Consider the following 25654-nt stretch of genomic DNA (forward strand, 5'->3'; position numbering starts at 1 on the left):
GGCTCGCACGAATTCGAAATGGCACCCGGATCACCCTTACGAGTGAAGTGACCGGCTTCGGATTGAGCATCGCTCGCTACCGAAAGTAACTTCACTTCTGCGAACGGGAGTTGCCGCAGCAGCGGGAGTCGCCCCGGCCGGGGCGCCGGGACGGCGGTCGACCGGAGGCGCGGTCCCGGGTGCGCAGAACGGGCCGGACCCGGCCGGGCGGTGCGGACCGCGGCCGGGGCGGCGGGCCCGGGCCTTCCGAGGAACCGATTTCAGGCCGTGGCCGCCCGTCCCGGTGCCCGAGCAGTGGGCACCGGGACGGGCGCGCCGGCACCCGACGAAGGGATGTGGTGGCGGATGCGGGCGGACACATCGCTGCGGACGGCCGGTGGCACGGACCCGGCGGGCGACGGACCGACGGGCGACGGGACGGACCCGGACGGGCCGGACCAGGGCGGGACGGACCAGGGCGGCCGGTGGCCCGGGATGACGCGGACCGCCCTGGCCGCCGGGGGCCCGCCGGCCGACGGGCAGGACGGGCAGGACGACAAGCAGGGCGACGGGCGGCACCGGCGGACCGACTGGCGGGTGGACGTCGAGGGCTTCTGGTCCACGGCCAGACCGACCCCGGGCGAACTCCCCGACGAGGGCTGGAAGCTGCACGTCAGCGCCGCCTCGACGGTCGGCGGCGCGGTGCTCGCGGCCGTCACCGAAGTGCTCGCCGAGGACCCGTGCGCGTTCCGCTTCGCGACCGGCCCGGCCCAGCTGCACGAACTCAACTCGCGCCACAGCGAACAGGGTTCGGCCGGCAAGTTCATCACCGTCTACCCGGTCGGCGAACCGCAGTTCCGTCGGCTGGCCGCCGCGCTGCACCGCGCCACCGACGGCCTGCCCGGGCCCGCGGTGCTCTCCGACCGCCCCTACCGGCCCGGAAGTCTCGTCCACTACCGGTACGGCGCCATCGCGGCCCGGGCCGAACTGGGCAACGACGGCGGGTACCGGTCGATGCTGCGCGGGCCGGACGGCGAGCGGGTCGAGGATGTCTGCGGGGCCGCCTACCGGATCCCGCCGTGGACCCGGGACCCGCTGGCCGCCGACGGACCGCGGGCGTTCGACGGGCTGCGGGCCTCCCCCGGCCCGGTCCCGCTCGGGCCGCTCCCGCCAGGTACCACCGCTGCAACCGGTGCAGCCGGTCCCGGGTACCGGCCGGGCATCGGCCGGCCCGCGCCCCGGCGGCGCGGCAGCGGCGGCGTGCTGCTCGCCGGACGCTACGTGGTCACCGGGGCGATCCGGCACGGTGCCAAGGGCGGCGTCTTCCTCGGCCGCGACACCGACGGCGGCGCCGAGGTCGTGGTCAAGCAGGCCCGCGCGCACATCGAGATGGACCCGGCCGGCACGGACGCGCGGGCCGCCCTGCGGCACGAGGCCGCGCTGCTCGCCCGGCTGGAGGGCCTGGGCCTGGCCCCGGGACCGGTCGAACTCGTCGAACAGGACGACTCGCTCTTCCTGGTGCAGGAACGAATCGCCGGACAGCCGCTCGGCAGCTGGGTCGCGGCCAGACTGCGCCGGGACGGCAGCCCCGACGTCGACTGGGCCGAGGCCGGACCGATGGCGCACATCCTGCTGGACCTCGTCGAGCGGGTGCACGAGCAGGGGCTGGTGCTGCGCGACCTCTCCCCCGGCCATGTGCTCGTCCAGCCGGACGGCTCGCTGCGACTGGTGGACCTGGAGCTGGCCGCCGAGGCCGGCAGCCCCGCCGGCCCGGCCGGCGTGCCCGGCTACCGCGCCCCCGAGCAGGGACCGGGGCGGCTCGCCCTGGTCACCGCCGCCGGGGCCCCGGTGGCGCCGCGGCGCGGCGGCGGGTTCGCCGGCCTGACGGCGGGACGCGGGGGCGACGGCACCCGCACCGCCGAGCCGGAGGCGGACCTCTACGCACTGGGCGGGCTGTTCTTCCTGCTCGCCACCGGCCACGACCCGCTGCTGCCCGAGGACCTGCCGCACGCCCGCCCGGTCGCCGACCGGCTCGGCCGCTGGCTCGCCCTCGCCGCCCGCTGCGGCACCACTGCGCGTCGGCTGGCCCCGGCCGTCCTCGGCCTGCGCGCCGAGGACCCGCGCCACCGCTGGCACCCGGCCCTGGTCCGGGAGTCCCTCGCGGCCGACGGACACATCCCCTTCCGCGCCGAGTGCCCGTCCGGCCCGGACCGCCCCGCGCCGGTGCGGAAGCCCGGGCCCGCCGACGGACCCGGGCCGTCCGGGACCGCCGACCGCACCGACGGCGCCGATCCCGACGGCGAGTTCTGGCACACCGAACCGGCCGCCGCGCCGGACCGGACCGGCCCCGCCCCGGCCGCCGCAACCCGCACCGACGGCCACAGCCGCACTCGCGCCCACGCCCACGCCCACAGCGACACCTCGGTCCTCGACGGGGTCCTGCACGACGGCCTGCGGCACATCGCCGCCACCGCCACCCCCTCCCGCCGGGACCGGCTGTGGCCCGTGGTCCCGGCCGGCGAACGGGCGGACCCCTGCAACGTCCAGCACGGCGCGGCCGGCGTGCTGGCCGTCCTCGCCCGGGCGGCCGCGACCGACGGGCTGCCGGAGGACGTCCGGGCCACCGCCCGCGCCACCGCCCGGACCGCCGCCGACTGGGTCGAACGCCGCTGCGCCGCCGAACCGGTGGTCCTGCCCGGACTGCACTTCGGACGCTCCGGCGCCGCCTGGGCGCTGCTGGACGCCGCCCGCGCCCTGGAGGACCGGGCCCTCGGCCGACGCGCGGCCGAGCTGGCCGCGCGGATAGCCGTCGAGTGGCCGAACCCGGACGTCTGCCACGGCGCGGCCGGCGCCGGCTTCCTGCAACTCCGCTGCGCTGCCGACGAGTTCTCCGGATCCCCCGCCGCCGACGGGACGGCCGGGGCGGCGGAGTTCCTCGCCCGGGCGTCGCGGTGCGGCCACGGCCTGCTCGCCGCCGCCAGGCAGTCGCCCTACGGCCCGGTGTGGCCGGTGCCGCAGGACTTCGACTCCGCGCTGGCCGGGATCACCCACCTCGGGTTCGCGCACGGGGTCGCGGGCGTCGGCACCTTCCTGCTGGCGGCGGCCGGGGCCACCGGGGACGGCGCGCTGCTCGCCGGCGCCGTCGGGGCCGGCCGCACCCTCGCCGCCACCGCCCGCCTCGACCCGTCGGCCGCGCCGGACCCGGGCGGCGACGGCGCCGCCCCCGCCGCCCGGTGGCCGCAGAGCGCCGACGACCCCGCGCACGTCCGCCTGACCCACTGGTGCAACGGCTCCTCCGGCGCCGGCACCTTCCTGCTGCGGCTCTGGCGCGTCACCGGCGACGCCGACGCGCACCGGCTGGCCCTGGCCGCCGGGCGGGCGGTGACTGCGGGGCGCTGGCACAGCGGCGTCTGCGCCTGCCACGGCCTGGCCGGGGACGGGGAGTTCCTGCTCGATCTGGCCGAGGCCACCGGCGATCCGGGCTTCCGCGCCGCCGCCGTCGAGTCCGGTCTGCTGATCGCCGCCCGCGCGGCCCTGCGCGACGGGCTGCTGGCACTGCCGGACGAGACCGGAACCGGGTGCGCGCCCGCGTACGGCACCGGGACGGCGGGGGCGCTGGCCTTCCTGCTGCGGCTGCGGCACGGCGGTCCGCGGCTCTGGGTGGACCCGGTCCCGTTCGACACACCGCTCGGTACGCCGTTCGACACACCGCTCGGTACGCCGTCCGGCACACCGCTCGGCACACCGTCCGGCGCATCGCCGCGCGCACCTCTCGGCACGCCGTCCGGGCCGACCGGTCCCGATCCGGCCGGGCGGGTGGATCCGTGGACGTGACCACCCGGGCCGGGACCCAGGCCCTGCGCCGGCTCGGCTTCACCTTCGCCGCCGACGGCAGCCACGCCGCCTGCCTGGCCTCCGCCGCCGACGGCGGCTGGTACGCCGAGAGCTGGCACCTCCCCGCCCGGGGCCCCGCGCAGCCGACCGGCCTCCCGCTGCCCGGCCACCGCTGCGAGGACCTCCGCTCGCAACTGGTCGCCCTGCCGGACGGCTCGGTGCTGGTACGCCGCGCCGACGGCGACCGGCACGACCTGGTGACGCTCTCCGCCGCCACCGACCAGTACGGCCGGGCCGTCACCGCCGAACGGCCGCTGACCACCCTGCGGATGCCCGGACTGCGGCTCCTGCCGCTCCCGGCGGGCGCCGCTTCCGGCCCGCGCGCCCCGGTCGCCCTCGCCCTGGGCAGCGACACCCGGCCGGGCACCACGGTCTGGCTGGTCCGGACCGACGGCTCGCCGCCGCACCAGGTCGCCGAGATCCCGGGCCTGCACGGCGGTGGCGTCTGGCTGGACCACACCGGGGCGCTGCTGGCCCTCGACCGGGTGAGCGACGGCCTGGTCCGCACCGTGGTGCTCGACCTGCGCACCGGCGCCGTGACCCCGCTGCTGGAGATCGGCGAGCGCAGCAACGACCGGCTGCTGCTGTTCGACCCGGACAGCCGGTTCGCGATGGTGCGCAGCGACGCACCCGGCACCGACCGGATCGGCTGGGGCGTGCCGGACGGCGGCGCGCCGCTGCGGTTCCCCGAAGTCCTGCACGTCGCGGGCATGTTCCTGCGGCCGGTAGCCCTGCGTCCGGCCGCCGACGGACCCCGGGTCGCCGTGCAGATCGACCACGGCGCGGGCTGCTCGCTCGCCCTGTGGCGGCCCGCCCTGGGCCGGCTGGACCCGCTGCCGGTGCCGCCCGGACGACTCGGCGCGGTCGGCCACTGGTCGGCGGACGGGCTGCGGCTGCCGTACTCGGCGCCGGACCACCCGGCCGCGCTCGCCACCCTGGACGTGGACGCGCTGCTGACCCAGGGCCCGGTCGCCACCACCTCGGGGCCGGTGCCGCTGCCGCTCCAACTGGCGCCACTGGGCTCGGGGTTGCCCGGCCCGTGGCGGGACACCGTCCTGCCCTGGCAGCCCGGAACCACCAGGAGCCGCCCCGGCACGACACCGCGCGGCTGGCGGCTGGACGGTTCCGCCGAACCGGGCGACGGCGGCCGCTGGCACCCGGCGCAGAGCCTCGAACTCTCCGGCCCGGCGGGCCCGCTGGAGGCCGTGGTCTACGGCGGGGACGCCTGGCTGAGCAGTCCCCAGCTGGTGCTCGCCCTGCACGGCGGCCCGGCGGACGCCTGGCGGCTGGAGTTCGACCCGGCGCTGCAGCGGATGGCCGGCGAGGGCCTGGCCGTGCTCGCCCCGAACCAGCGCGGCTCCACGGGCTACGGGGTGGCGCACGCGCTGGCGATCCGGGGCGCCTGGGGCGGGCCCGATCTCGACGACGTCCTGCACCTGCTGGAGGGCATCGCCGGCCAGCGGGCCGCGCTCGGACTGGAGCCGCCGGCCCTGTTCGGGGTCAGCTACGGCGCCTTCCTCGCACTGCTGGCGGCGGCCCACGCGCCGGCCGGGCAGGTGTCGCGCTGCGCGGTGGTCGCGCCGTTCCTGTCCGGTGCCCGACTGCTCGCCGAAGCCGCCGACCCGGTCCGGGCGTTGACCACCCGGCTGGGCGGCGGGGAGCCGATCGCGGACGCCCGCGGACCGCGCGACGTGCTCCAGCTCGCGCACCGGATCGGCGCGCCGCTGCTGGTCGTGCACGGCGACCGGGACGAGGTGGTACCGGTGAGCCAGTCCCGTTCGCTGCGGCACGAGTTGCTGCGGATCGGGCGCACCGAGGGGGCGGACTTCCGCTACGTCGAGGCGGCGGGGGCCGGGCACGAAGTCCTGGCCGAGGAGGGCGGCGCGGTCCTGCACGAGCTGCTCGCCGGCTTCCTGCGCACCGGCCGCCCGGGTTAGGAGTTGCCTCAGGGGCCGCCGGGGCGGTGGTGCTGCTCGACCATCGTCCGGACCGGCGGCGGCAGCCAGTCGTCGTTCCCGATCCGGTCGCCGGAGAGCTGCCGCAGGACGTCGTGGGCGGTGGGCCGGCGCCCGGGGTCGGCGTCCAGGCACCGGGCGACGACCGACGCCAGGTGGGCGGGAAGCAGGCCCAGGGCGGATTCCAGCGGCACACCCGGGGCGAACGGGGCCGCGCCACCGGCGTGGCACAGCACCATGCCGAACGCGTACAGGTCGACGGCCGGGGTCACCGGTGCGCCGGAGAGCTGTTCCGGGGCAACGAAGCCGGTGGAGGTGAGCCGGGTGTCGTCGGCGACCTGGGCGATGCCGAAGTCGATCAGCCGCGGGCCGGTGCCGGAGACGATGACATTGCCCGGCTTGAGGTCGCGGTGGATCACACCGCAGCGGTGGATCTCGTCCAGCGCCTCGGCGATCCCGGCCGCGAGCGCGTGCAGCGTGCGCGCCGGTACCGGGCCGTGCCGCCGGAGGACCTCCTGCAGCGACGGGCCGGGGATGTACTCGGTGGCCAGCCAGGGCGGACTGCCGTACGGATCCGCGTCGACCACGGGGGCGGTGTGGAAGCCGCCGACCTTGCGCGCGGCCTCGATCTCGCGGGCGAAGCGGCGCCGGAAGGACGGGTCGGCGGCGAGCTCCGGGTTCACGACCTTCACGGCGACCGGGCGGCCGCCCGGGGTCAGGCCCAGGTAGACCGTGCCCATGCCGCCCCGCCCCAGCTCTCCGGTCAGACGGAAGCGGCCGAGGCTGCCGAGGTCGGCGGGCGCGGGAACGGTCGGGGGGTGCGCGTCGACCGGCGGCGGGGTGGACCGGTGGACGGGTGGCGCGCCGCCGGGCGACGCGGCTCCGAACGACGCGGCGCCCGGCAGGGTCCCGCCCGGCGCCGCGGGCGGGCCGACGGGGTTCCGTCCGACCGTGCGCCGGCGGGCCCGCCGACGCCCCACCGAGGTGAGCACGACGAACAGCACCACCACGAACGCGACCACCACTAACAACAGCGGTTCCATCCGGCCCCCGCCCTCGCTGGTGTCCCGGCCGCCCCGTCCCCGTGCCGCGGCCCCTGGGCGGAGTGTCCCGGATCCGCCCGCCCGGCGGGAGCGAACGCGCCACGGGGGAAGGCCCGTTGAGCGTCCGGTGCGACCGACGCAGGTCGGGCCGCCCGGCGGGGCGTACGAACCGTCGGGCTGTACGGGGCGGGGTGGTCCCGGTACGCCCCCGCCCGCCCCGGCGGTCAGGGTGGCGGCCGCGCCCCGGCCGGGTCCAGCAGTACCGGCCGGAGGCCGGACGACCCGCACCCTCGCACGGAAGCACGGACAGACGATCTTGATCTCCGACACCCTCACCGACACCGACGAGACCACGGCCGAGGACACCGCTGCGGCCGGTCGCCACCGCGGCCGCTCCGCCGCCGACGACACCCCCGAGGCGGACCCGCACGGCCGCCACCGCGCGGGCTCGGCCGACCTGGCCTCACCCGGTCGCGGTGGGTCCGGCCCGGCGTGTGCGCGACCGGCCGGACCCACCGCCAGCCGCCGAGCCGTCAGCCCTCGGCCCTCAGCCCGGCAGCACGACCGTCCGCAGCCCCTCGCCGCCGCGCATCCACGCCAGCGCCTCGTTGACCTCCGCCAGCGCGACCCGGTGCGTGACCATCCCCGCGAGGTCGATCCGCCCGGCCCGCCACAGCTCCACCGCCAGCGCGACGGTGTCCGACAGCGGGGCGCCGCCGTACAGCGAGGGCAGCAGCCGCTTCTCGTTGAAGAACAGCTCCCCCATGCTGAACCGCACCGGGTCGTCCTGCGCCCCCGCGCCGATCACCACCACGGCACCGCCGCGCCGGGCCGCGTCGTACGCCGCCCGGACGGTGGCCGAGCGGCCCACCGCCTCGAAGACGTAGTCGAAGCCGCCGCCCGGCAGGCCCTTCGCCACCGCCCTGAGCTCCTCGGGCGCGAGTGCCTCGGTCGCGCCGAAGGCGAGCGCCCGCTCGCGGCGGGACACCACCGGGTCGACCACCGCGATCCGGCCCGCGCCGCAGACCCGGGCGCCCTGGACCGCCGCGACGCCCACCCCGCCGGCGCCGATCACCGCGACCGACGCGCCGGGCTCGACCCGGGCGGTGTGGACGGCCGCGCCGATGCCGGTGGTCACGCCGCAGCCGATCAGCGCCGCCAGTTCGTACGGGAGGTCGGCGGGCACCGGGACCACCGCGTCGCGGTCCACCACCAGCTCCTCGGCGAAGGTGCCGGTGCCGTAGAAGCCGGACGCCTCCCCCGCGCCGTCCCCGTCCCCGCCGTAGCGGAAGCCCGGGGCGCCGAGCCGCCGCAGGGAGGCGACGCAGAGGTGGGAGCGTCCGTGCCCGCAGTGCGCGCAGCGGCCGCACGGCGCGATCCAGCTGAGCACCACCCGGTCGCCGACGGCGATCCCGGTCACCCCCTCGCCGACCTCGACGACGTCGCCGGCGCCCTCGTGGCCGGGGACGAAGGGCGCGGGCTGGGGCAGGACGCCGCTCATCGCCGACAGGTCGGAGTGGCAGAGGCTGGCGGCCCGCAGCCGGATCCTCACCCTGCCCGGCCCGAAGCCGACCGCCTCGACGTCGTCGCGGACGTCGAGCGTGTCCTGACCGGTCCTGTGCAGGATGGCGGCGCGCATGGGCTGCTCCCGGGTCCTTCGCGGATTCGCGGATCGTCGGTCGGGCCGATTCTGGCACGCCGCGCCCGGGCCGAGTAGAACACGTTCCACTCGGCCCGGGCGGTCCACACGGACGGCGGCCCGCACCCCCGTGGCGGGCCGCCGCCCCTTGCGCACGGCCCGCCGGGACGGCGGGGGCTCTATGGCGAGTCCCGCCCCTCCGGGGCCGCACCCCCCTGTTCGATCAGCTGGATGAGCCGCTTGAGCTGGGTGACCTCGTCCCGGAGGGCGCGGTCCCCGGCGGGGGTGAGGGAGAGCCAGGTACGGGCGCGTCTGCCCTCGTAGCCCTTCTCGACGGCGACCAGTCCGGCCTTCTCCAGGACGGTCAGGTGCTGGCTGAGGTTTCCGGCGGTGAGGCCGAGTGCCGTGCGGAGGAAGCCGAACTCGACGCGGCGCGCCTCGTGGGCCACGGTGAGGATCCCGAGGCGGACGCGCTGGTGGACGACGTCGTCGAGACCGTTGACGGGGTGCTGATCGTGCTCTTCGGTCATGACGCGTCGCGCCGCCGGGGCAGCTGGACCAGGGCGAAGCCGAGGGCGCCGAGCAGGAGGAGCACCCCGGGGACGATCAGGCGGGGCAGGGCCGACCAGGGCGAGGCGGCACCGATCCCCGCCCAGCCGGTGGAGAGCGGCACCAGTTCGAGGAGCAGGTAGACCAGCGCGAAGAGCAGCAGGGCGCGGCTGCGCTCGACCCGGGACAGCACCAGCAGCGGCAGCCCGACGGCCGCCGCCTCTCCGGTGAGCCGTTCGAGGAACCGCGTCGTCCCGGCCCCGGGATCGAGGTGCAGACCCCAGAAGTCGAGCGGGGCACCGGGCTGCGGCACGCCGTTCCGGCCGACCCAGAACATGGTCGCCGCCACCACGGCGACGAGGGCGACGCCGGTGAGGACGTAGGGCCGGATCGGGCTCCCGACGCCCCGCGCGCGGGAGCGGCGGACGTAGAAGACCGAGGTCGCGGCGTAGACGAGGGCGATCCCGACCGTCCAGTAGAGCGGCGACCCGTGTTCGGCGACGGTGCAGCTCGCGAGGACCGCGTCGGCCCGCGAGGGGCCCGGCGGGCAGGGGGTGACGGTCTCGACGCTGAACGTGAGGCGGTCGACCAGGATCCCGCCGAGGGTGAGCACACCGAACAGGAGGAGGGGGAACCAGGTGGCGCGCTGGGCGGCGCGGACCCTGCGGGTCAGATCACCGAGACTGGCGAGCACTTCTTGGGGGGCGCCCGACGACGGCACCGATGCGTCTGTCATGCCGTCAGCTTTGCATCACAAACCAGTTCTGACAAGAAACCCGACTGGATCGCAGACCGTACGATGCGGACGGACCGGGCGGCGCGTTCGACGCCCGCGGCGCGAGGACGCCGCCGCGGGCTCGGAGTCGCGCCGTACCGTCCAGTAGGGTCCGACGGCGGGCCGGAAACCGGACCGCGCCGCCACCCACCACCCCCGCCGAGGAGCAGCACCATGTCCGACCTCCTGGAGACCGCGCGGCCCCGGCCCGAGGTGCTGGCCGCGTTCGAGGACGCGACCGGGTTCATGCCCGCGGACGAGGGCCTCGCCCTGTACGCCGCCGCCGTGACCGCCGCCCGCCGCACCGGCCGCCCCGTGCTGGAGATCGGCACCTACTGCGGCCGCTCGGCGATCCTGCTGGCCGAGGCCGCCCGGGAGACCGGCACCGTGGCGCTGACCGTCGACCACCACCGCGGCTCCGAGGAGCAGCAGCCCGGCTGGGAGTACCACGACCCGACCCTGGTCGACCCGGAGGTCGGCCGGATGGACACCCTCCCCCGGTTCCGCCGCACCCTGCACGCGGCCGGCCTGGAGGAGCACGTGGTGGCCCTGGTCGGCCGCTCCCCGCAGATCGCGGCGGTCTGGGGCGGCCCGCTCGCCCTGGTCTTCATCGACGGCGGCCACACCGACGAGCACGCCACCGCCGACTACGAGGGCTGGGCGCCGCACCTGGCGCCCGAGGGCCTGCTGGTCGTCCACGACGTCTTCCCCGACCCGGCCGACGGCGGCCAGGCGCCGTACCGCGTGTACCTGCGGGCGCTGGCGGAGGGCTTCGAGGAGGTCTCGGTGACCGGTTCGCTGCGCGTCCTGCGCCGCGCCGCCACCGGCTGACCCGCAGGTCGGGCCCACCACAGGGCCCACCACAGGGCCCACCGCGGAACCCGCCGGACCCGACGCCCCGCGGACGCCGCCGTCCGGCCGCCGCGCGGGTGTCCGGAATCGGCCGACCCGCCCCACGGGCGATCACGGATGCTCTAACGTCGTGCCGGGGCTGCCGGTCGGGGGGCGCGAACGGTACGGTGTCCGCGCGGTCGCGGGCGCCCGCGACCGCGGCGCGGCCGCACGACACCAGCAGAGCACCGGGCGGAGCAGGCCCGGGCAGACCGTGGGGGCCAGGGACAGATGACGGACCAGCAGAACACCGCTCCGGCGGTCTGGGACCCGACCGCCCGCGGCGGTGCGGGCGGCTGGGTGCGCGGTCCCCAGCAGCCCGCCACCCCGGGCGCGCCGCCGACCGCCCCGTCGGCCGCTCCCGGACCGCCCCCGGGCTCCCCCGCCGGACCGTACGACGAGGACGCCCCGACCGCCTTCATCCCGCAGCCGGTGCCGCCGCGCCCCGACGCGCCCGGCGCCTTCCCGCCCCGGAGCGCGCCGCAGCAGCAGGCGCCCTACGGCCCGCCCCGGCCCGCCCAGCAGCCGCCGTACCCGCCGCAGGCCCAGCCGCAGCCGGGGTACGGCCAGGAAGCACCGTACGGCCAGGCCCCGTACGGGGCGCCCGGCCGGCCGCCGTACGACCCCGCCCAGCAGGGTTACGCCCGGCCCGAGTACCCCGGGGACGGCTACGCCGGGAACGAGTACCCCCAGCACGAGTACGCCGGGCCCGACTACCCGACCGGCTACGAGGCCGAGGACGACGACGAGCGCCCCGGCAACAAGCGCGCGCCGCTGCTGATCGCCTTCGCGCTGCTGTTCGTGCTGGCCCTCGGCGGCGGCATCCTCTGGGCGGTCAAGGACAAGGGCTCCGGCACCGACCAGGCCGGCCCCGCGAGCCCCTCCGCCACCGCCACCGGCGGCACCTCCGGGTCCGGGAACCCCCAGCCCGCCCCGGCCCCCACCGGCGCCGCGCCGACCCCGACCGCCCCCGACCCCGCGGCGAGCACCGCTCCGTCCCCCTCCCCGACCGGCGCCGGCGCCAACGCGCCGACCCAGGCCAAGGCCCTGGACGAGCTGCTCACCCAGGGCGAGAGCGCCAAGGCCCCGATCGGCAACGCGGTCGCCAAGGTGAACAGCTGCCCGACCAAGCCCGACATCGAGTCCGCCGCCCAGGTGTTCGACAGCGGCGCCAAGCAGCGCGACCAGCTGCTGGCCAAGCTCGCCCAGCTGAGCGTCACCGACCTGCCCGGCGGCCCGGACGCGGTGCAGTCGCTGAAGTCCGCCTGGCAGCTGTCGGCCGACATCGACCGGGCCTACGCGACCTGGGCCCGGACGGTCGCCTCCCAGGGCTGCTCGGGCAGCGCCCCGAACACCGCCGACAAGAAGCGCGCCGACGAGCTCAACCCGCAGGCCACCCAGGCGAAGAAGGACTTCGTCACGAAGTGGAAGGCGATCGCCGACCAGTTCGGACTCACCCCCCGCACCCAGGACCGGATCTGAACCACCCGTGACTCGCACCACCCGGCGACCGGCCGGCCCCACCGCCCCCGACAGCGCCGCTCCCGACGGCCCCGGCCCCGACAGCTCCGACAGCCCCGGCAGCGCCGGTGCGGCACCCGGCAAGAACCGGCGCCCCCGCCGCTCGACGCTGCTGCGCACCGTGACCGTGATCGGCGTGCTGGCGCCGCTCGGCCTGGCCGGCTGGCTCGGCTGGCGGACCGTCGGCAGCCCGGACCGGAGCGTCCCCGCCGTCGCGGCCGCCGGCACCGGCACCCCCGCCGCGGCGCCGCCCGGCGGGGCGGACCCCACCGCCGCCTTCACCACCGCCCCCGCCGCCCCCACCGGGACCGCGACGCCCGGCACCGCCCCCGGCGGCACCGCCGACCCCGCCTTCCCGCTCCCGGCCCCCGCCTCCACCGCCCTGGCCGGCCGCACCGTCCTCCTCGACCCCGGCCACAACACCGGGAACTCCGCCCACACCGCCGAGATCAACCGCAAGGTCGACATCGGCAACGCCCGCAAGGAGTGCGACACCACCGGCACCAGCACCAACAGCGGCTACAGCGAGGCCGAGTACTCCCTCGACGTGGTCCACCGGGCCCGCGCGATCCTCGCCGCCCGCGGCGCCACCGTGGTGCTGGTCCACGACGGCGACCGACCGTGGGGGCCGTGCATCGACGAGCGCGCCCGGATCGGCAACGCCGCCCGCGCCGACGCCGCGGTCTCGGTGCACGGCGACGGCGGACCGGCGAACGGCAGCGGATTCCACGTGATCATGCCCGCCAAGGTGGCCGCCGGGAAGGCCGACACCGCGGCGATCGTCGACCCCTCGCACCGGCTGGGCCTGCTGCTGCGCGACAGCTTCCACGCGGCGACCGGCGAGCCCTACGCCGACTACGTCGCGAGCAAGGGTCTGGACACCCGTTCGGACCTGGGCGGACTGAACCTCTCGACCGTCCCCAAGGTGTTCATCGAGTGCGGTAACATGCGCAACCCGGCGGACGCCCACCGGATGACGGACCCTCAGTGGCGCCAGCAGGCCGCCCAGGGGATCGCCGACGCGCTGACCTCGTTCCTGACCACCCGGTAGGAACCCGCTCTGTCGACCCCGCCACCGGCCCGGTTGACGGGGCGGCGGACCGGGCACTGGAACGATGGACGGGCCGGCGGAAGGGCCGGGGCCGGAAGCGCGCGATTTGCAACGACTTCACCCCATTCCCGAGCCCGCTGTGCACCCGCGAGGCCGTTGGCCCTAGGCTTCTGGTCCGTTCGGGGTTTTCCGGCCGGTCAGCCGACCGGACGGGCGCCGGAACCACATCGGCCGAGCGCCGAACCGAAAACCGCCGACCACGACACACCAACGAGGGGAACGTTAGTGAATCTGCGCGCTCTCACCAAGGGAGACGCCGCCGTCGCAGGTGCGGCCGTCCTGCTCTTCATCGCATCCTTCCTGCCGTACTGGACCGTCGAGTGCAAGGGCAAGTACTGCGGCGACACCTCGACGAACGCCTGGGACAGTGTCCTGTTCCCCGTGCTGCCCTCGGTCTTCCTGCTCGGCATCCTCGCCGCCGCCCTGATCCTGGTGCAGCGCTTCCAGGGCCAGGCGGCCACGAACCGCCAGATCCTCGGCCTGCGCCTGGACCAGTGGGGCATCGCCTTCTCGGTGGCCGCGCTCTGGACCTCGGTGTGGGCGCTCGGCGGCGGCCTGGAGGGCATCGGCCACGGCATCGGCGCCTGGCTCGCGGTCATCGCGCTGATCGTGCTGACCGGCGCCTCCGCCGGCGGCCAGCTGATCCCGGTGCTCAAGACCCCGCTGGTCACCGACCGGCCGGCCGCCCCGGCGGCCTTCCCGGCCGGCGGCTACCCCGCCCCGGGCCAGCCCGGCCAGTACGGCTACCCGGGCCCGGGCCAGGACCCGAGCCAGGCGCAGTCCCCGGCCTTCGGCGGCCAGCCCGGCGGCTACGGCTACCCGTCCCCGCAGGCCGGCCAGCCCGGTCAGCCGGTCGCGGGCCAGCCGCACGACTTCGCCGCCCAGCAGGCCTCGGCCGCGCACGCCGCCGAGGCCGAGGCCGCCCGTCAGGCCTCCGTCCAGCAGGCCGCCCAGCCGCAGCCCGCCCCGGCGGCGGACTTCGCGCCGTTCTGGTTCGCCGTCCCGGCGCCGCGTCAGCTGGCCCCGAAGGACAACCCGGCCGGCGGCCCGGTCGGCGAACTGGTCCCCGGCACCTGGTACCTGGCGGTCGAGCAGCGCGGCGCCGCGCTGGTCGCCCAGCTCCAGGACGGCACCCAGGGCGTGCTGGCCGACACCTCGGGCATCCAGCGCGGCTGACCCCGCGCGGCACCCTGTACGGCGAAGGGGCGGGACCGGATCTCTCCGGTCCCGCCCCTTCGCCGTACGGGTGTCGTGAGCGCCGCCCGCTCAGCAGCAGTCCTGGACCACCAGCCCGGCCGGGAGCTCCTCGCCGCCGAACACCGCCACCGTCGCCGGGTCGCCGCCGAGCGCCGCGACCGCCAGCAGCAGCGCGCCCGCCGTCCAGGTCGTGCGCTCCTCCGGCCAGATCGCGTCGTCCTCGAACACGTACCCGGTCCAGTACGAGCCGTCGGGGTGCCGCAGGTGCTTCTGGATCCAGCGCAGGATGTCCACCGCGCGGTCGGACTCGCCGATCGCCCACAGCGCCATGGCCAGCTCGGCGCTCTCGCCGCCGGTGACCCAGGGACGGTCGCTGACGCAGCGCACACCCTCGCCGGGGACGACGAACCGGTCCCAGTCCCGGGCGATCCGGGCCTGCGCCGCCGGGCCGCGCAGCGCGGTGCCGAGCACCGGGTAGTACCAGTCCATCGAGTAGCGGCCCTTGTCGAGGAACCGCTCGGGGTGGTGGGCGACGGCGTGCCGCAGCCGCCCGGCCGCGAGCTCCCAGTCGGGCTGCGGCTCCTCCAGGTAGTCCGCGACGGCCAGCCCGCAGCGCAGCGCGTGCAGGATGCTGGAGGAGCCGGTGAGCAGCGCCTCGTCGGTGGCCCGGCCGTCCTCGTCGACCCGCCAGGCGATCGGGCCGCCGGGCAGCCGCTGGGCGACGATGAAGTCCAGCGCGCGCCGGACGGTCGGCCAGATCCAGTCCAGGAAGGCGTCGTCACCGGTGGAGAGGTGGTGGTGCCAGACGCCGACCGCCACGTAGGCGCAGAAGTTGGTCTCCTTGGCGGCGTCGCAGACCTCGCCGTCGGTGTGCTCCGGCTTCCCGTAGGCGTAGCCGGCGTACCAGGAGCCGTCCGGGTTCTGGCGCTTCGCCAGCCAGCGGTAGGCGGCCTCGGCGGCGGCGTGCTCGCCGGCCGTGTCCAGCGCCATCGCCGCCTCGGTGTGGTCCCACGGGTCGAGGTGGTGGCCGCGGAACCACGGTACGGCCCCGTCGGGCTGCTGCTCGGCGAGGATGCTGCGGACGGTGCCGGCGGCCTGCTCGGCGTCGAGCACCCCGTCCAGCAGCAGGACCTCGGGGACGGCGGCGGTCACTCCGCCCCGCCCGCGCCCTCGGCCCCGCGACCGGCCCGATGGGGCTTGGTGGCGTAGGCGACGAAGCTCTTGCCGATGACCGGGTTGAGCGCCCGCTCGGCGGCCTTGGTGAGGGTGCTGATCACCGGGGTGCCGACGATGTCCCAGACCAGCAGCTGGTGGTAGGCCTTGACCGGCAGCGACTTGTCGTTGTCGACGCCGACCGCGCACTTGATCCACCAGTACGGGGAGTGCAGCGCGTGGGCGTGGTGGGTGCCGTAGGGCTCCAGGCCGGCGTCCTTGAGCTTGTCGAGCAGTTCGTCGCCCCGGTAGATCCGGATGTGGCCGCCCTCGACCTCGTGGTACTCGTCGGAGAGCGCCCAGCAGATCTTCTCGGGCAGCCAGCGCGGCACGGTGACGGCGAGCAGGCCGCCGGGCTTGAGCACCCGGAACATCTCGTTGAGCACGCCCTTGTCGTCCGGGATGTGCTCCATCACCTCGGAGATGATGATCCGGTCGAAGTGCTCGTCCTCGAACGGCAGCGCGAGCGCGTTGCCCTCCATGGCGACCGCGGACGCGCCCTCCGGCACCTCGCCGGCCTGCTCCATGGCGGCGAACCACTTCCTGACCTCGGCGATCTCCTCGGCGTTCTGGTCGAGGGCGACCACGTCGGCCCCGCGCCGGTAGCACTCGAACGCGTGCCGTCCCCCGCCGCAGCCCAGGTCGAGCACCCGGTCGCCGGGGGCGAGCGGGAAGCGCGAGAAATCAACGGTCAGCACTGCGGACTCCCATTCCTTCGGTACCAAAGGGTTCCTGACGCCGAGTCAGAGAAATCACGGGGGCGGGTGGGCGGGCGGTCGCACCGGCCGGCGCGGCCGGGGGTGCGGGCGCCGGTCTCCCGCCGTGCCCGCTCGGCCGTTCGGCGGACGCCGTCAGGCCACGTAGCGCCAGCCCGGGCCGGAGCGGGCCCGGCGGCCGGCGCCGGTGGCGATCGCGGCCCGGTAGCTCTCGACGGTCAGTTCGGCGGCGCGCTCCCAGGTGAACCGGGCGAGCACCCGCTCCCGGCCCGCCGCGCCGAGCGCCGCGCGCAGCTCCGGGTCGTCCAGCAGCCGGCCGAGCGCCGTCGCGAGCGCGTCCGCGTCGCCCGGGGGCACCGCCAGGCAGCTCTCGCCGTCCGGCCCCGCCACCTCGGGGATCGCACCGCCGGTGGTGGCGACCAGCGGGGTCGCGGTGGCCATCGCCTCGGCGGCCGGCAGCGAGAAGCCCTCGTAGAGCGACGGCACGCAGGCGACCTCGGCCGAGCGGTAGAGGTCGACCAGCTCCCGGTCGGTCAGGCCGTGCCGGAACTCGATGTGCGGCTCCAGCCCGAAGGCGCGCACCGCGCGGGCGATCGGGCCGTCCTCCTTCTGCGGCTTGCCGACCACGACCAGGTGCGCGTCCCGTTCGGTGCGGACCTTCGCCAGCGCCTCGACCAGGTGCACCAGGCCCTTGAGCGGGACGTCGGCGCTGGAGGTGGTGACGATCCGTCCGGGCACCCGGGCGACCTCGTCCGACGGGGACCACAACCGGGTGTCGGCGCCGATCGGCACCACCGAGACGGCGCCCGGGGCGGCGCCCAGGTGCTCGGCGATCTCGCGCTCGGAGCTGCCGGAGACGGTGATGATGTGCTCCAGCCGGGCGGCGACCCGGCGCTGCATCCGGGTGAAGGCGTACCAGCGGCGCAGCGACAGCCGCTTCAACCGGCCGGGGGCGGCGTCCAGTTCGACCTGCCGGTCCACCGTGATCGGGTGGTGGATCGTGGTGACCAGCGGGAAGCCGTGCCGGGCCAGGCCGAGCAGGCCGTAGCCGAGCGTCTGGTTGTCGTGCACCACGTCGTAGCGGCCCCGGTGCCGGGCCAGGTACTGGCGGGCGCGCAGCGAGAAGGTCAGCGGTTCGGGGAAGCCGCCGGTGCGCATGGTGGCGTACTCCAGGACGTCCACCGCCCCCCGGTACTCCTCGCGCGCCGGGGTGCGGAAGGGGTCGTCGGCGCGGTAGAGGTCCAGACTGGGCAGCTCGACCAGCCGGACCGAACCCGGCCCCTCGACCTCGTCCAGGACGGGGTACGGCTGGGCGCCGATCACGTCCACGTGGTGGCCGAGCCGGGCCAGCTCACGGGAGAGGTGCCGTACGTAGACGCCCTGACCGCCGCAGAACGGGTCGCCGCGGTAGGAGAGCAGGGCAATCCGCAGCGGCTGCGCGGTCATCGTCGGCCCTCATCTCTGCTGCTGTCTGTGCTGCCGGTCGGTAAAGTAGATCAGGTTTCAGTGCGGTGTGGAGTTCACCGCTGACCCTGTGAACAATGAGAGACCTCGAAGATACCGGCCCGTAGCTTCCGCTCAGGATCCAGGGCTGGTGATTCGCGCCACGCCCGGGCGCCCCGCCCGGCCGACCGTGCCCGTCCGGAGCAGCCCCACCACTCTCGCGCCCGGGAGCGTCCTTGCCGTCACCGTCCTCACCTCCGCCCGCACCGCCCGCGCCGCCGGCGTCCACCCCCTCCGACACCCCCTCCGCCGCCCTCCCGCCCGGCGCCGCCCCGGCGCCCCTGCCGGCCGCCCCGATGGCACCGCCGCTGACCGCCCGGCAGGCCGAACGGCGGCGGCGGATCCTGCGGACCGCGACCGCGCTGGCCGCCCGCGGCGGCTACGACGCGGTCCAGATGCGGGAGGTGGCGGAGGGCGCGCAGGTGGCCCTCGGCACCCTCTACCGGTACTTCCCGTCGAAGGTCCACCTGCTGGTCGCGGTCATGCTGGAGCAGCTGCGCGGCCTCCAGGAGCAGGTCCGCCGGCACCCGCCGACCGAGCGCGAACCGGCGCCGCGGGTCGCCGAGACGCTGACCCGGGCGTTCCACGCGCTGCAGCGCGAACCGCTGCTGGCCGAGGCGATGGTCCGCGCGCTCTCCTTCGCCGACCGCTCGGTGGGCGCCGAGGTGGACCAGGTGTCCGCCGCCACCGGGCAGCTCATCCTGGACGCCATCGGGCAGTCCGGGCCGCCGACCGGGAGCCAGCGCGCCGCCGTCCGGGTGATCGAGCACACCTGGCACGCGGCACTGGTCGCCTGGCTCTCCGGCCGCGCCTCGATCGCCGAGGTCAGGGCCGACCTGCACACCGCCGCCCGGCTGCTGGACCTGCCCTGAGGCCGGCCCCGGGACCGGTCCGCCGCCGGCCCGGCGGGCGGGCGCCGAACTGGAACCTGTTCTCACCCCGGTCGGAGTGGAACGCCCGGACCGGCGGCTAGAGTCGACGGGCAGGACAACTCCATCCCGCTTCTCCTATTCCGGGGAAAGCCGGTGCGAATCCGGCGCTGACCCCGCAACCGTGAGCCCGGCGCCCGTCCGCCGGCGAGCCGGAGCACCCGGGGAGAGGCGAGCGGCCCATGCCGGGCGGACCACCGCCGGGCACCGTCGAGGTCCACGGAACGCCGGCCCCGGCCGGCACCGCTCATCGAAAGGCACAACTCCGATCATGCTGACCGCCGCCCGCGCGGGCGCCGCCGCCCTGGCCGCCGCGCTGCTCGCCGGCACCGCCGCCGCCACCCCGGCGTTCGCCGACATCCCGAGCCCCACCGCGAGCCTCGGCGCCGCTCCGCTCCCCGAGGGCCTGTACGGCAAGGGCGACCCCACCTACGACGCGGTGTGGCGGCAGTCCCTCGCCCTGACCGCGCTGACCACCGCCAAGGTGACCCCGGCCGACTCGGCCGTCGCCTGGCTGACCGGGCAGCAGTGCGCCGACGGCGGCTGGCCCTCGTACCGCGCCGACACCGCGACCGCCTGCGACCCGGCGTTCGAGGACAGCAACGCGACCGCGCTCGCGATCCAGGCGCTGACCACCCTCGGCGGGCACCAGGACGCCGTGGACAAGGGCGTCCAGTGGCTCAAGGCCAACCAGAACGCGGACGGCAGCTGGGCCTACAACCCCGGCAACCCGGGCGACGCCAACTCCACCGGCCTGGCCGTCAACGCCCTGATCGCCACCAGGAACGACCCGGCGGGCGTCGCCAAGGCCGGCCGCAACGCCTTCGACGGGCTCGCCGTCTTCCAGCTCGGCTGCGCCGCCCCCGCCGACCAGCGCGGTGCCTTCGTCTACCAGACCGCCCCGGCCGGCGCCCCCGCCGCCGAGCCCAACGCCCTCGCCAGCGGCCAGGCCTCGCTGGCCGCGGCCGGCGGGAAGCTGCCGGTCGCCAACGGCAACCGGACCGACGCCGCCCCCAAGGCCCTGGCCTGCGCCGACGGCGGCGCCACCGCCACCGCCGTCCCCCGGGCCGACTCCGGCGAGGCGGCCGGCGCCTACCTCACCGAGCAGCTCGCCGCGGGCGGCCAGCACCTGACCCTGACCCTGGCCGGCGCCGCGCCCACCCCCGACTACACCGCCACCGCCTGGGCGGCGCTCGGCCTGGTCCAGGGCGAGCACCCGCAGCAGGCCGCGGGCGCTGTCGACTGGCTGGCCAAGGAGGGCGGCAACTGGACCAAGGGCGGCACCGACGCCGCCGCCACCGCCACCCTGGTGCTGGTGGCGCAGGCCGCTCAGCGCGACCCGGCCGCCTTCGGCGGGGCCGACCTGGTCAAGCAGCTGACCGCGCTGGGCCCGGCGCCCAAGGCCGTCGGCGCCCCGTCCGCCAGTGCCTCCGCCTCGGCCTCGACCTCGGCCGGGAAGGACAAGGACAGCGGCATCGGCAAGTTCTGGCTGCTCGGCGTCGGCCTGCTGATCGGCATCGGCGGCGGGCTGGTGCTCAGCCTGCAGCGCAAGCGCGGCGCGAAGCTGTGACCCCTCCCGGCCGGGACCGGGAACCGCGTCCGACCACGGCCCCGGTCCCGGCCGCTGCCACCCCCGTCACCACCACCGCCGCCGGGGACAGGGCGGCGGCCCGGCGGCGGGTGGCGCGGGCCGCCCTGCGCTTCCTGGCCGGGGCGGTCGCCGGACTGCTGATCGTGCTCCTGCTCGGCGCCGCGCAGGCGCAGGCCGCCGGTTACCGGTACTGGTCGTTCTGGCGCTGGTCCGACGGCGGCTGGGCGTACCAGCAGCAGGGCCCCGCCGTGCACGTCCCGGCGGACGGCGAGGTCGAGGGCTGGCGGTTCGCCGTCAGCCCCGACGGCGGGCAACAGGCCGCCCGGCCCGGTCCGGCCGGGGACTTCGCCGCCCTCTGCGCCGGTACGCCCGCCGAGGCCGGGCGCAAACGGGTCGCCGTGGTGCTGGACTTCGGCGGCCCCGCCGACGCGCCCGCCCGCGAGACCCCGCCGGAGCCCCGGACCGCCTGCGCCGTCGTGCCGAACCGGGCCAGCTCGGCGGAGGTCCTGGCCACCGTCGCCCCGCCGCTGCGGTACGACACCAACGGGCTGCTCTGCGCCATCGCGGGCTATCCGCGCACGGGCTGCGGCGAGCAGCTGGGCGGCGCGGACCGGCCGGCCGGCACGGCCGCCCCCTCGACCGGTGCCGGACCCGCCGACGCCACCGGCGCGACCGCGGCCGGGGCCTCCCCCGGTGCCGCCGGACCCGCCCTCGGGGTCGGCGCCGGTCTGGCCCTCGTCCTCGCCGTGGCCGCGGGCGCCCGTTGGCAGTCGCGCCGCCGACGATGAGGCCGGCCACCTCCCGGCCCCGCCCGCCCGCCGCCCCGCTCCGGACCGACCCCCTGGACCCCACCGTGCCCACTCCCCGCGCCGCCCGCCGCCGACCGGCCGCCGGACCTCGCCAACTTCACCCAGGAGCCTGGTGGTTGTGGGCGCTCGGCCTGGGCGCGGCCGCCACCCGCACCACCAATCCGCTGGTCCTGCTGCTCCTGGCCGCCGTCGCCGGCTACGTCGTCGCCGCCCGGCGCGGCGACGCGCCCTGGTCGCGCTCCTACGGCGCGTTCCTGCGGCTCGGCCTCCTGGTGCTCGGCATCCGGCTGCTGTTCGCCGTCCTCCTCGGCTCGCCGGTCCCCGGCACCCACGTGCTCCTCACCCTCCCCGAAGTCCCCCTGCCCGCCTGGGCGCAGGGCGTCCGGATCGGCGGCCGGGTGACCGCCGAGGGGCTGCTCGCCGCGCTGTACGACGGACTGCGGCTGGCCACCCTGCTGGTGTGCGTGGGCGCCGCCAACGCCCTCGCCAGCCCGGCCCGGCTGCTGCGCACGCTCCCCGGCGCGCTCTACGAGGCGGGCGTGGCCGTGGTGGTCGCGATGACCTTCGCGCCCAACCTGGTGGCCGACGTGCAACGGCTGCGCGCCGCCCGCCGCCTGCGCGGCCGCAGCGACCGGGGCGTGGCCGCCGTGCTCAGCGTCGGACTGCCCGTCCTGGAGGGCGCGTTGGAGCGCTCGGTGGCGCTGGCGGCGGCGATGGACACCCGAGGCTTCGGGCGCACCGCCGCGGTGCCGCGCCGGATCGCGGTGCTCACCGCCGGGCTGACCCTGGCCGGACTGCTCGGCATCTGCCTGGCCGCGTACGGGCTGCTGACGGCCGACGGCGCCGGCTGGGCGGTGCCGGTGCTGGTGATCGGCCTGGCCGCCGCCTTCGCCGGACTGCTGCTCGGCGGGCGGCGTTCGGTCCGGACCCGCCACCGGCCCGACCCCTGGGCGCTGCCGGAGTGGCTCACCGCCGGGTCCGGGGTCGCGGTGGCGGCGGCGACGGCCTGGCTGGCCGCGCTGGACCCGCTCGCCTTCGCCCCCACCGTCGTCCCGCCGACCGCGCCGGTGCTGCCGGTCGCCGCGGCGGCGGCCGTCCTGTTCGGACTGCTGCCCGCCTTCGTCACGCCGGTACCGCCGGACACCACCGGCACCACCGCCGGAAGCACCGTGGGCACCACCACAGGCACCACCACCACAGGCACCACCATCAAGGCCGCCACCACCGCCAGGACCCCGTCCGGGCCCGGGAGGACTCCGTGATCACCTTCGAACAGGTCGGCGTCCAGTACGCCGACGCCGAGGCGCCCGCGATCGACGGCGTCGATCTGACCGTCCCCGAGGGCGAACTCTGCCTGCTCGTCGGCCCGTCGGGCTCCGGAAAGTCGACCCTGCTGGGCACGGTGAGCGGCCTCGTCCCGCACTTCACCGGCGGCGTGCTGCACGGCCGGGTCACCGTCGGCGGACGCGACACCCGGGACCACCGCCCGCGCGAACTCGCCGACCTGGTCGGCACGGTGGGCCAGGACCCGAGGGCGCACTTCGTCACCGACACGGTCGAGGACGAACTCGCCTACGGCATGGAGTCCCTGGGCCTGCCGACGGACGTGATGCGGCGGCGGGTCGAGGAGACCCTCGACCTCCTCGGCCTGGCCGAGCTGCGGCAGCGGGCGCTCGGCTCGCTCTCCGGCGGCCAGCAGCAGCGGGTCGCCATCGGCTCGGTGCTCACCGTCCACCCGAAGGTGCTGGTCCTGGACGAGCCGACCTCCGCGCTCGACCCGGGCGCCGCCGAGGAGGTGCTGGCGGTGCTCCAGCGGCTGGTGCACGACCTCGGCACCACCGTGCTGATGGCCGAGCACCGGCTGGAGCGCGTGGTCCAGTACGCCGACCGGGTCCTGCTGCTGACCCCCGGCGCGCCGCCCGTCCTGGGCGAGCCCGCCGAGGTCATGGCCCACTCACCGGTCCACCCACCGGTGGTCGGCCTCGGCCGGCTGGCCGGCTGGCACCCGCTGCCGCTCACCGTCCGCGACGCCCGCCGCCGGGCGGCCGGCCTGCGCGCCCGGCTGGACGGCCACCGGCCGCCCGCCGCGCCCGCCGCCACCGACCCCGGCCCCCCGCTCGCCACCGCCTCCCGGCTGGTGGTCCGACGCGGCCCCGTCCCGGCCCTGCGCGGCGTCGACCTCACCCTGCACGCCGGGACGATCACCGCCCTGATGGGCCGCAACGGCGCCGGCAAGTCCACCCTGCTCGGCGCCCTGGTCGGCCTGCACGCGCCGGCCTCCGGATCGGTCGCCGTCGGCGGCCGCACCCCGCACCGCACCCGGCCCGCCGAGCTCGTCCGCCACGTCGGCCTCGTCCCGCAGGACCCGCGCGACCTGCTGTACGGCGAGAGCGTCACCGCCGAGTGCGCCTCCGCCGACCACGACGCGGGCGCCGAACCCGGCACCTGCCGGACCCTGGTGGAGCGGCTGCTGCCCGGCCTGCCCGACGCCGTCCACCCGCGCGACCTCTCCGAGGGCCAGCGGCTCAGCCTCGCCCTGGCGGTGGTCCTGACCGCCCGCCCGCCGCTGATCCTGCTCGACGAGCCCACCCGGGGCCTCGACTACGCGGCCAAGGCCCGGCTGGTCGAGATCCTGCGCGGCCTCGCCGCCGAGGGCCACGGCGTCCTGCTCGCCACCCACGACGTCGAGCTGGCCGCCGAACTCTCCGACCGCACGGCCGTCCTGGCCGACGGCGAGATCGTCGCGGACGGCCCGACCCCCGAGGTGGTGCTCGGCTCGCCGGCCTTCGCCCCGCAGGTCGCCAAGATCCTCGCCCCGGGCCCCTGGCTCACCGTCCGCCAGGTCGCCGAGGCCCTCGACCGGATCGGGCCCGACGCATGACCCCGCCGACCACGCTCGCCCGCCCGGTCCCGCTCGGCCGCCGCTCGGTCCTCGCCCTGGCCCTGACCTCCCTGGTCGGCGTGGCCGGCTTCGGCTGGCCGCTGCTCGCCTCCGCCCGGTCCGCCCTGGTCGGCCACTCCGTCGACGCCCCCTGGCTGTTCGCCCTCCTGCTCCCGCTCCTCCTCGCCGTCGTCGTCGCCCAGATCTCCGAGGGCCGCACGGCGGGCGGCGGGGCCCCCGGGCTGGACGCCAAGTCCGTCGCGCTCCTCGGCGTCCTCGCGGCCGCCGGCGCCGCCCTGCGCCCCCTCGGCGCGGGCACGGCCGGGCTGGAGCCGATGTTCTTCCTGATGGTGCTGTCCGGCCGGGTGCTCGGACCGGGCTTCGGCTTCGTGCTCGGCGCGCTGTCGATGTTCGCCTCCGCGCTGCTCACCGGCGGCGTCGGGCCCTGGCTGCCGTTCCAGATGCTCGCCATGGGCTGGGTGTGCCTCGGCGCCGGCCTCCTCCCCGGCCCGGCCCGGCTGCGCGGCCGCGGCGAACTCGCCCTGCTCGCCGGCTACGGAGCCGCCGCCTCGCTGCTCTACGGCGTGATCATGAACCTCCAGGGCTGGCCCTACATCGCCGGCCTCGCGAGTTCGATCTCCTTCGTCCCCGGCGACCCGGTGTCCGAGAACCTGGTCCGCTTCGCCGCCTACTGCCTCACCACCTCGCTCGGCTGGGACCTCCCCCGCGCCGCCCTCACGGTGGTCCTCTGCCTCACCCTCGGCACCCCGGTGCTGCGCGCCCTGCGCCGCGCCACCCGCCGCGCCGCCTTCGCCGCCCCGGTCGCCTTCCGGCCCCCGGCCGACTGACAGCGGCGCGCTCCGGCGCCGGAGCAACCACCTTCGGCCTGCGGGCCACCGCCCCGATCGGGTACGGCGAGGAGGGCCCGGTCACGATCGGACAGTCACGGTCCGTCGTCAATCACCGGCCCCGGGCGCAAAGTAGTCACGGAGCATGACAGTCGTCCATTCAGCCTGGTGCTGCTCTCCACGGGGTCCCATCTCACCGAACCACGGCTTCACGTCCAGGACCGGCGTGCCGTCGACAGCATCGAGGTCCTCGACGTGCAGGTCCAGCCCGTCGACCTTGAGCAGGCGGCAGCGTGACACACCCAGCCAGTTCAGGCGCCGCATGTTGCGGTGACCGAAGATCCCGACCTCCGGCCACTCCGGGTTGTCCCGGGGCCGACGAGCACCGAGGTTCAGGTCGGTCGGGTCGGTGAGGTGGAAACGGAAGACGATCTCCAGGTGCGAGAACTCCTCAAGGCCCTTGGTCGCGTCGGCGGTGAAGCGGGATCCGTCCAGCCGGACGATCGCGCGGGTGCCGCCCCAGAAGTCGTCAGTGGGTTCGATCCGACCGCCGACCACCTGGCCCAGCGCCTCGACCTCGAACGTTGCACCGTCTGCCATCAGTGACTCCT

General features: G+C 76.7%; 20 protein-coding genes and 1 riboswitch. Of the genes, 12 read left to right on the top strand and 8 right to left on the bottom strand.

Annotated features, from left to right (window positions below; translation table 11 throughout):
• Positions 1-345: 345 nt before the first annotated feature.
• Together lanL and OG715_RS14670 are read left to right on the top strand one after the other, a co-directional pair.
• A complete protein-coding gene (gene lanL / locus OG715_RS14665; protein ID WP_266269192.1) occupies positions 346-3813 on the top strand; it encodes a class IV lanthionine synthetase LanL in 3468 nt (1155 codons plus the stop codon).
• Complete coding sequence (locus OG715_RS14670) at positions 3804-5810, top strand: S9 family peptidase (RefSeq protein ID WP_266269193.1); 2007 nt, start codon at positions 3804-3806, stop codon at positions 5808-5810. Before lanL ends, OG715_RS14670 begins: the two co-directional genes overlap by 10 nt.
• 8 nt (positions 5811-5818) lie before the next feature.
• Here the strand turns inward: OG715_RS14670 and OG715_RS14675 are convergent, their stop codons facing one another.
• The 4 genes from OG715_RS14675 to OG715_RS14690 form a co-directional block, all read right to left on the bottom strand.
• Positions 5819-6871, bottom strand: coding sequence for a serine/threonine-protein kinase (locus OG715_RS14675; RefSeq protein ID WP_266269194.1), 1053 nt, complete (start codon positions 6869-6871; stop codon positions 5819-5821).
• Between the two features lie 547 nt (positions 6872-7418).
• Entirely contained in the window at positions 7419-8510 is a 1092-nt protein-coding gene (locus OG715_RS14680) for an alcohol dehydrogenase catalytic domain-containing protein (protein WP_266269195.1), read from the bottom strand.
• A 179-nt stretch (positions 8511-8689) separates the two neighbouring features.
• Positions 8690-9040, bottom strand: coding sequence for a winged helix-turn-helix domain-containing protein (locus tag OG715_RS14685; RefSeq protein ID WP_266269196.1), 351 nt, complete (start codon positions 9038-9040; stop codon positions 8690-8692).
• Positions 9037-9795: a hypothetical protein gene (locus OG715_RS14690; protein ID WP_266269197.1), complete on the bottom strand. Its 759-nt coding sequence runs from the start codon at positions 9793-9795 to the stop codon at positions 9037-9039. The genes OG715_RS14685 and OG715_RS14690 overlap by 4 nt, the downstream gene beginning before the upstream one ends.
• A 213-nt stretch (positions 9796-10008) precedes the next feature.
• On the opposite strand from OG715_RS14690, the gene OG715_RS14695 reads away from it, so the two are divergent.
• The 4 genes from OG715_RS14695 (at position 10009) to OG715_RS14710 (ending at position 14533) form a co-directional block, all read left to right on the top strand.
• Positions 10009-10665, top strand: a complete 657-nt coding sequence (locus OG715_RS14695; protein WP_266269198.1) for a class I SAM-dependent methyltransferase — start codon at positions 10009-10011, stop codon at positions 10663-10665.
• Between the two features lie 291 nt (positions 10666-10956).
• Positions 10957-12207, top strand: coding sequence for a hypothetical protein (locus OG715_RS14700; RefSeq protein WP_266269200.1), 1251 nt, complete (start codon positions 10957-10959; stop codon positions 12205-12207).
• Positions 12208-12214: 7 nt separating this feature from the next.
• The gene (locus tag OG715_RS14705; protein ID WP_266269201.1) at positions 12215-13297 is read left to right on the top strand and encodes an N-acetylmuramoyl-L-alanine amidase; all 1083 of its coding nucleotides are present in this window, start codon (positions 12215-12217) and stop codon (positions 13295-13297) included.
• A gap of 285 nt (positions 13298-13582) precedes the next feature.
• Positions 13583-14533, top strand: coding sequence for a hypothetical protein (locus tag OG715_RS14710; protein ID WP_266269202.1), 951 nt, complete (start codon positions 13583-13585; stop codon positions 14531-14533).
• A 90-nt stretch (positions 14534-14623) separates the two neighbouring features.
• On the opposite strand, the gene OG715_RS14715 is transcribed toward OG715_RS14710, so the two are convergent.
• The 3 genes from OG715_RS14715 to OG715_RS14725 form a co-directional block, all read right to left on the bottom strand.
• Complete coding sequence (locus OG715_RS14715; RefSeq protein WP_266269204.1) at positions 14624-15706, bottom strand: prenyltransferase/squalene oxidase repeat-containing protein; 1083 nt, start codon at positions 15704-15706, stop codon at positions 14624-14626.
• Entirely contained in the window at positions 15703-16464 is a 762-nt protein-coding gene (locus OG715_RS14720; RefSeq protein ID WP_266269205.1) for a class I SAM-dependent methyltransferase, read from the bottom strand. Before OG715_RS14720 ends, OG715_RS14715 begins: the two co-directional genes overlap by 4 nt.
• Before the next feature lie 153 nt (positions 16465-16617).
• Positions 16618-17928, bottom strand: a complete 1311-nt coding sequence (locus tag OG715_RS14725) for a glycosyltransferase family 4 protein (protein ID WP_266269206.1) — start codon at positions 17926-17928, stop codon at positions 16618-16620.
• Between the two features lie 233 nt (positions 17929-18161).
• Between OG715_RS14725 and OG715_RS14730 the strand changes: the two genes are divergently transcribed.
• From OG715_RS14730 to OG715_RS14755, 6 genes are all read left to right on the top strand, one after another.
• On the top strand, positions 18162-18857 hold the full coding sequence (locus tag OG715_RS14730; RefSeq protein WP_407660979.1) for a TetR family transcriptional regulator: 696 nt from the start codon (positions 18162-18164) through the stop codon (positions 18855-18857).
• A 116-nt stretch (positions 18858-18973) separates the two neighbouring features.
• Positions 18974-19098: riboswitch (cobalamin riboswitch) on the top strand.
• Between the two features lie 87 nt (positions 19099-19185).
• Complete coding sequence (locus OG715_RS14735; protein ID WP_266269208.1) at positions 19186-20484, top strand: prenyltransferase/squalene oxidase repeat-containing protein; 1299 nt, start codon at positions 19186-19188, stop codon at positions 20482-20484.
• A 110-nt stretch (positions 20485-20594) separates the two neighbouring features.
• Complete coding sequence (locus OG715_RS14740; protein WP_407661107.1) at positions 20595-21293, top strand: SCO2322 family protein; 699 nt, start codon at positions 20595-20597, stop codon at positions 21291-21293.
• Entirely contained in the window at positions 21290-22576 is a 1287-nt protein-coding gene (locus OG715_RS14745) for a CbiQ family ECF transporter T component (RefSeq protein ID WP_327064144.1), read from the top strand. Before OG715_RS14740 ends, OG715_RS14745 begins: the two co-directional genes overlap by 4 nt.
• Positions 22573-24195, top strand: a complete 1623-nt coding sequence (locus OG715_RS14750) for an ABC transporter ATP-binding protein (protein ID WP_266269212.1) — start codon at positions 22573-22575, stop codon at positions 24193-24195. The genes OG715_RS14745 and OG715_RS14750 overlap by 4 nt, the downstream gene beginning before the upstream one ends.
• Positions 24192-25043, top strand: a complete 852-nt coding sequence (locus OG715_RS14755; RefSeq protein WP_266269213.1) for an ECF transporter S component — start codon at positions 24192-24194, stop codon at positions 25041-25043. Before OG715_RS14750 ends, OG715_RS14755 begins: the two co-directional genes overlap by 4 nt.
• A gap of 108 nt (positions 25044-25151) precedes the next feature.
• Here OG715_RS14755 and OG715_RS14760 read toward each other — a convergent pair whose 3' ends face one another.
• On the bottom strand, positions 25152-25643 hold the full coding sequence (locus tag OG715_RS14760) for a TrmO family methyltransferase domain-containing protein (protein WP_266269214.1): 492 nt from the start codon (positions 25641-25643) through the stop codon (positions 25152-25154).
• Positions 25644-25654: the final 11 nt, after the last annotated feature.

The sequence above is a fragment of the Kitasatospora purpeofusca genome (genome assembly GCF_036010405.1).
GTDB lineage: Bacteria > Actinomycetota > Actinomycetes > Streptomycetales > Streptomycetaceae > Kitasatospora > Kitasatospora purpeofusca.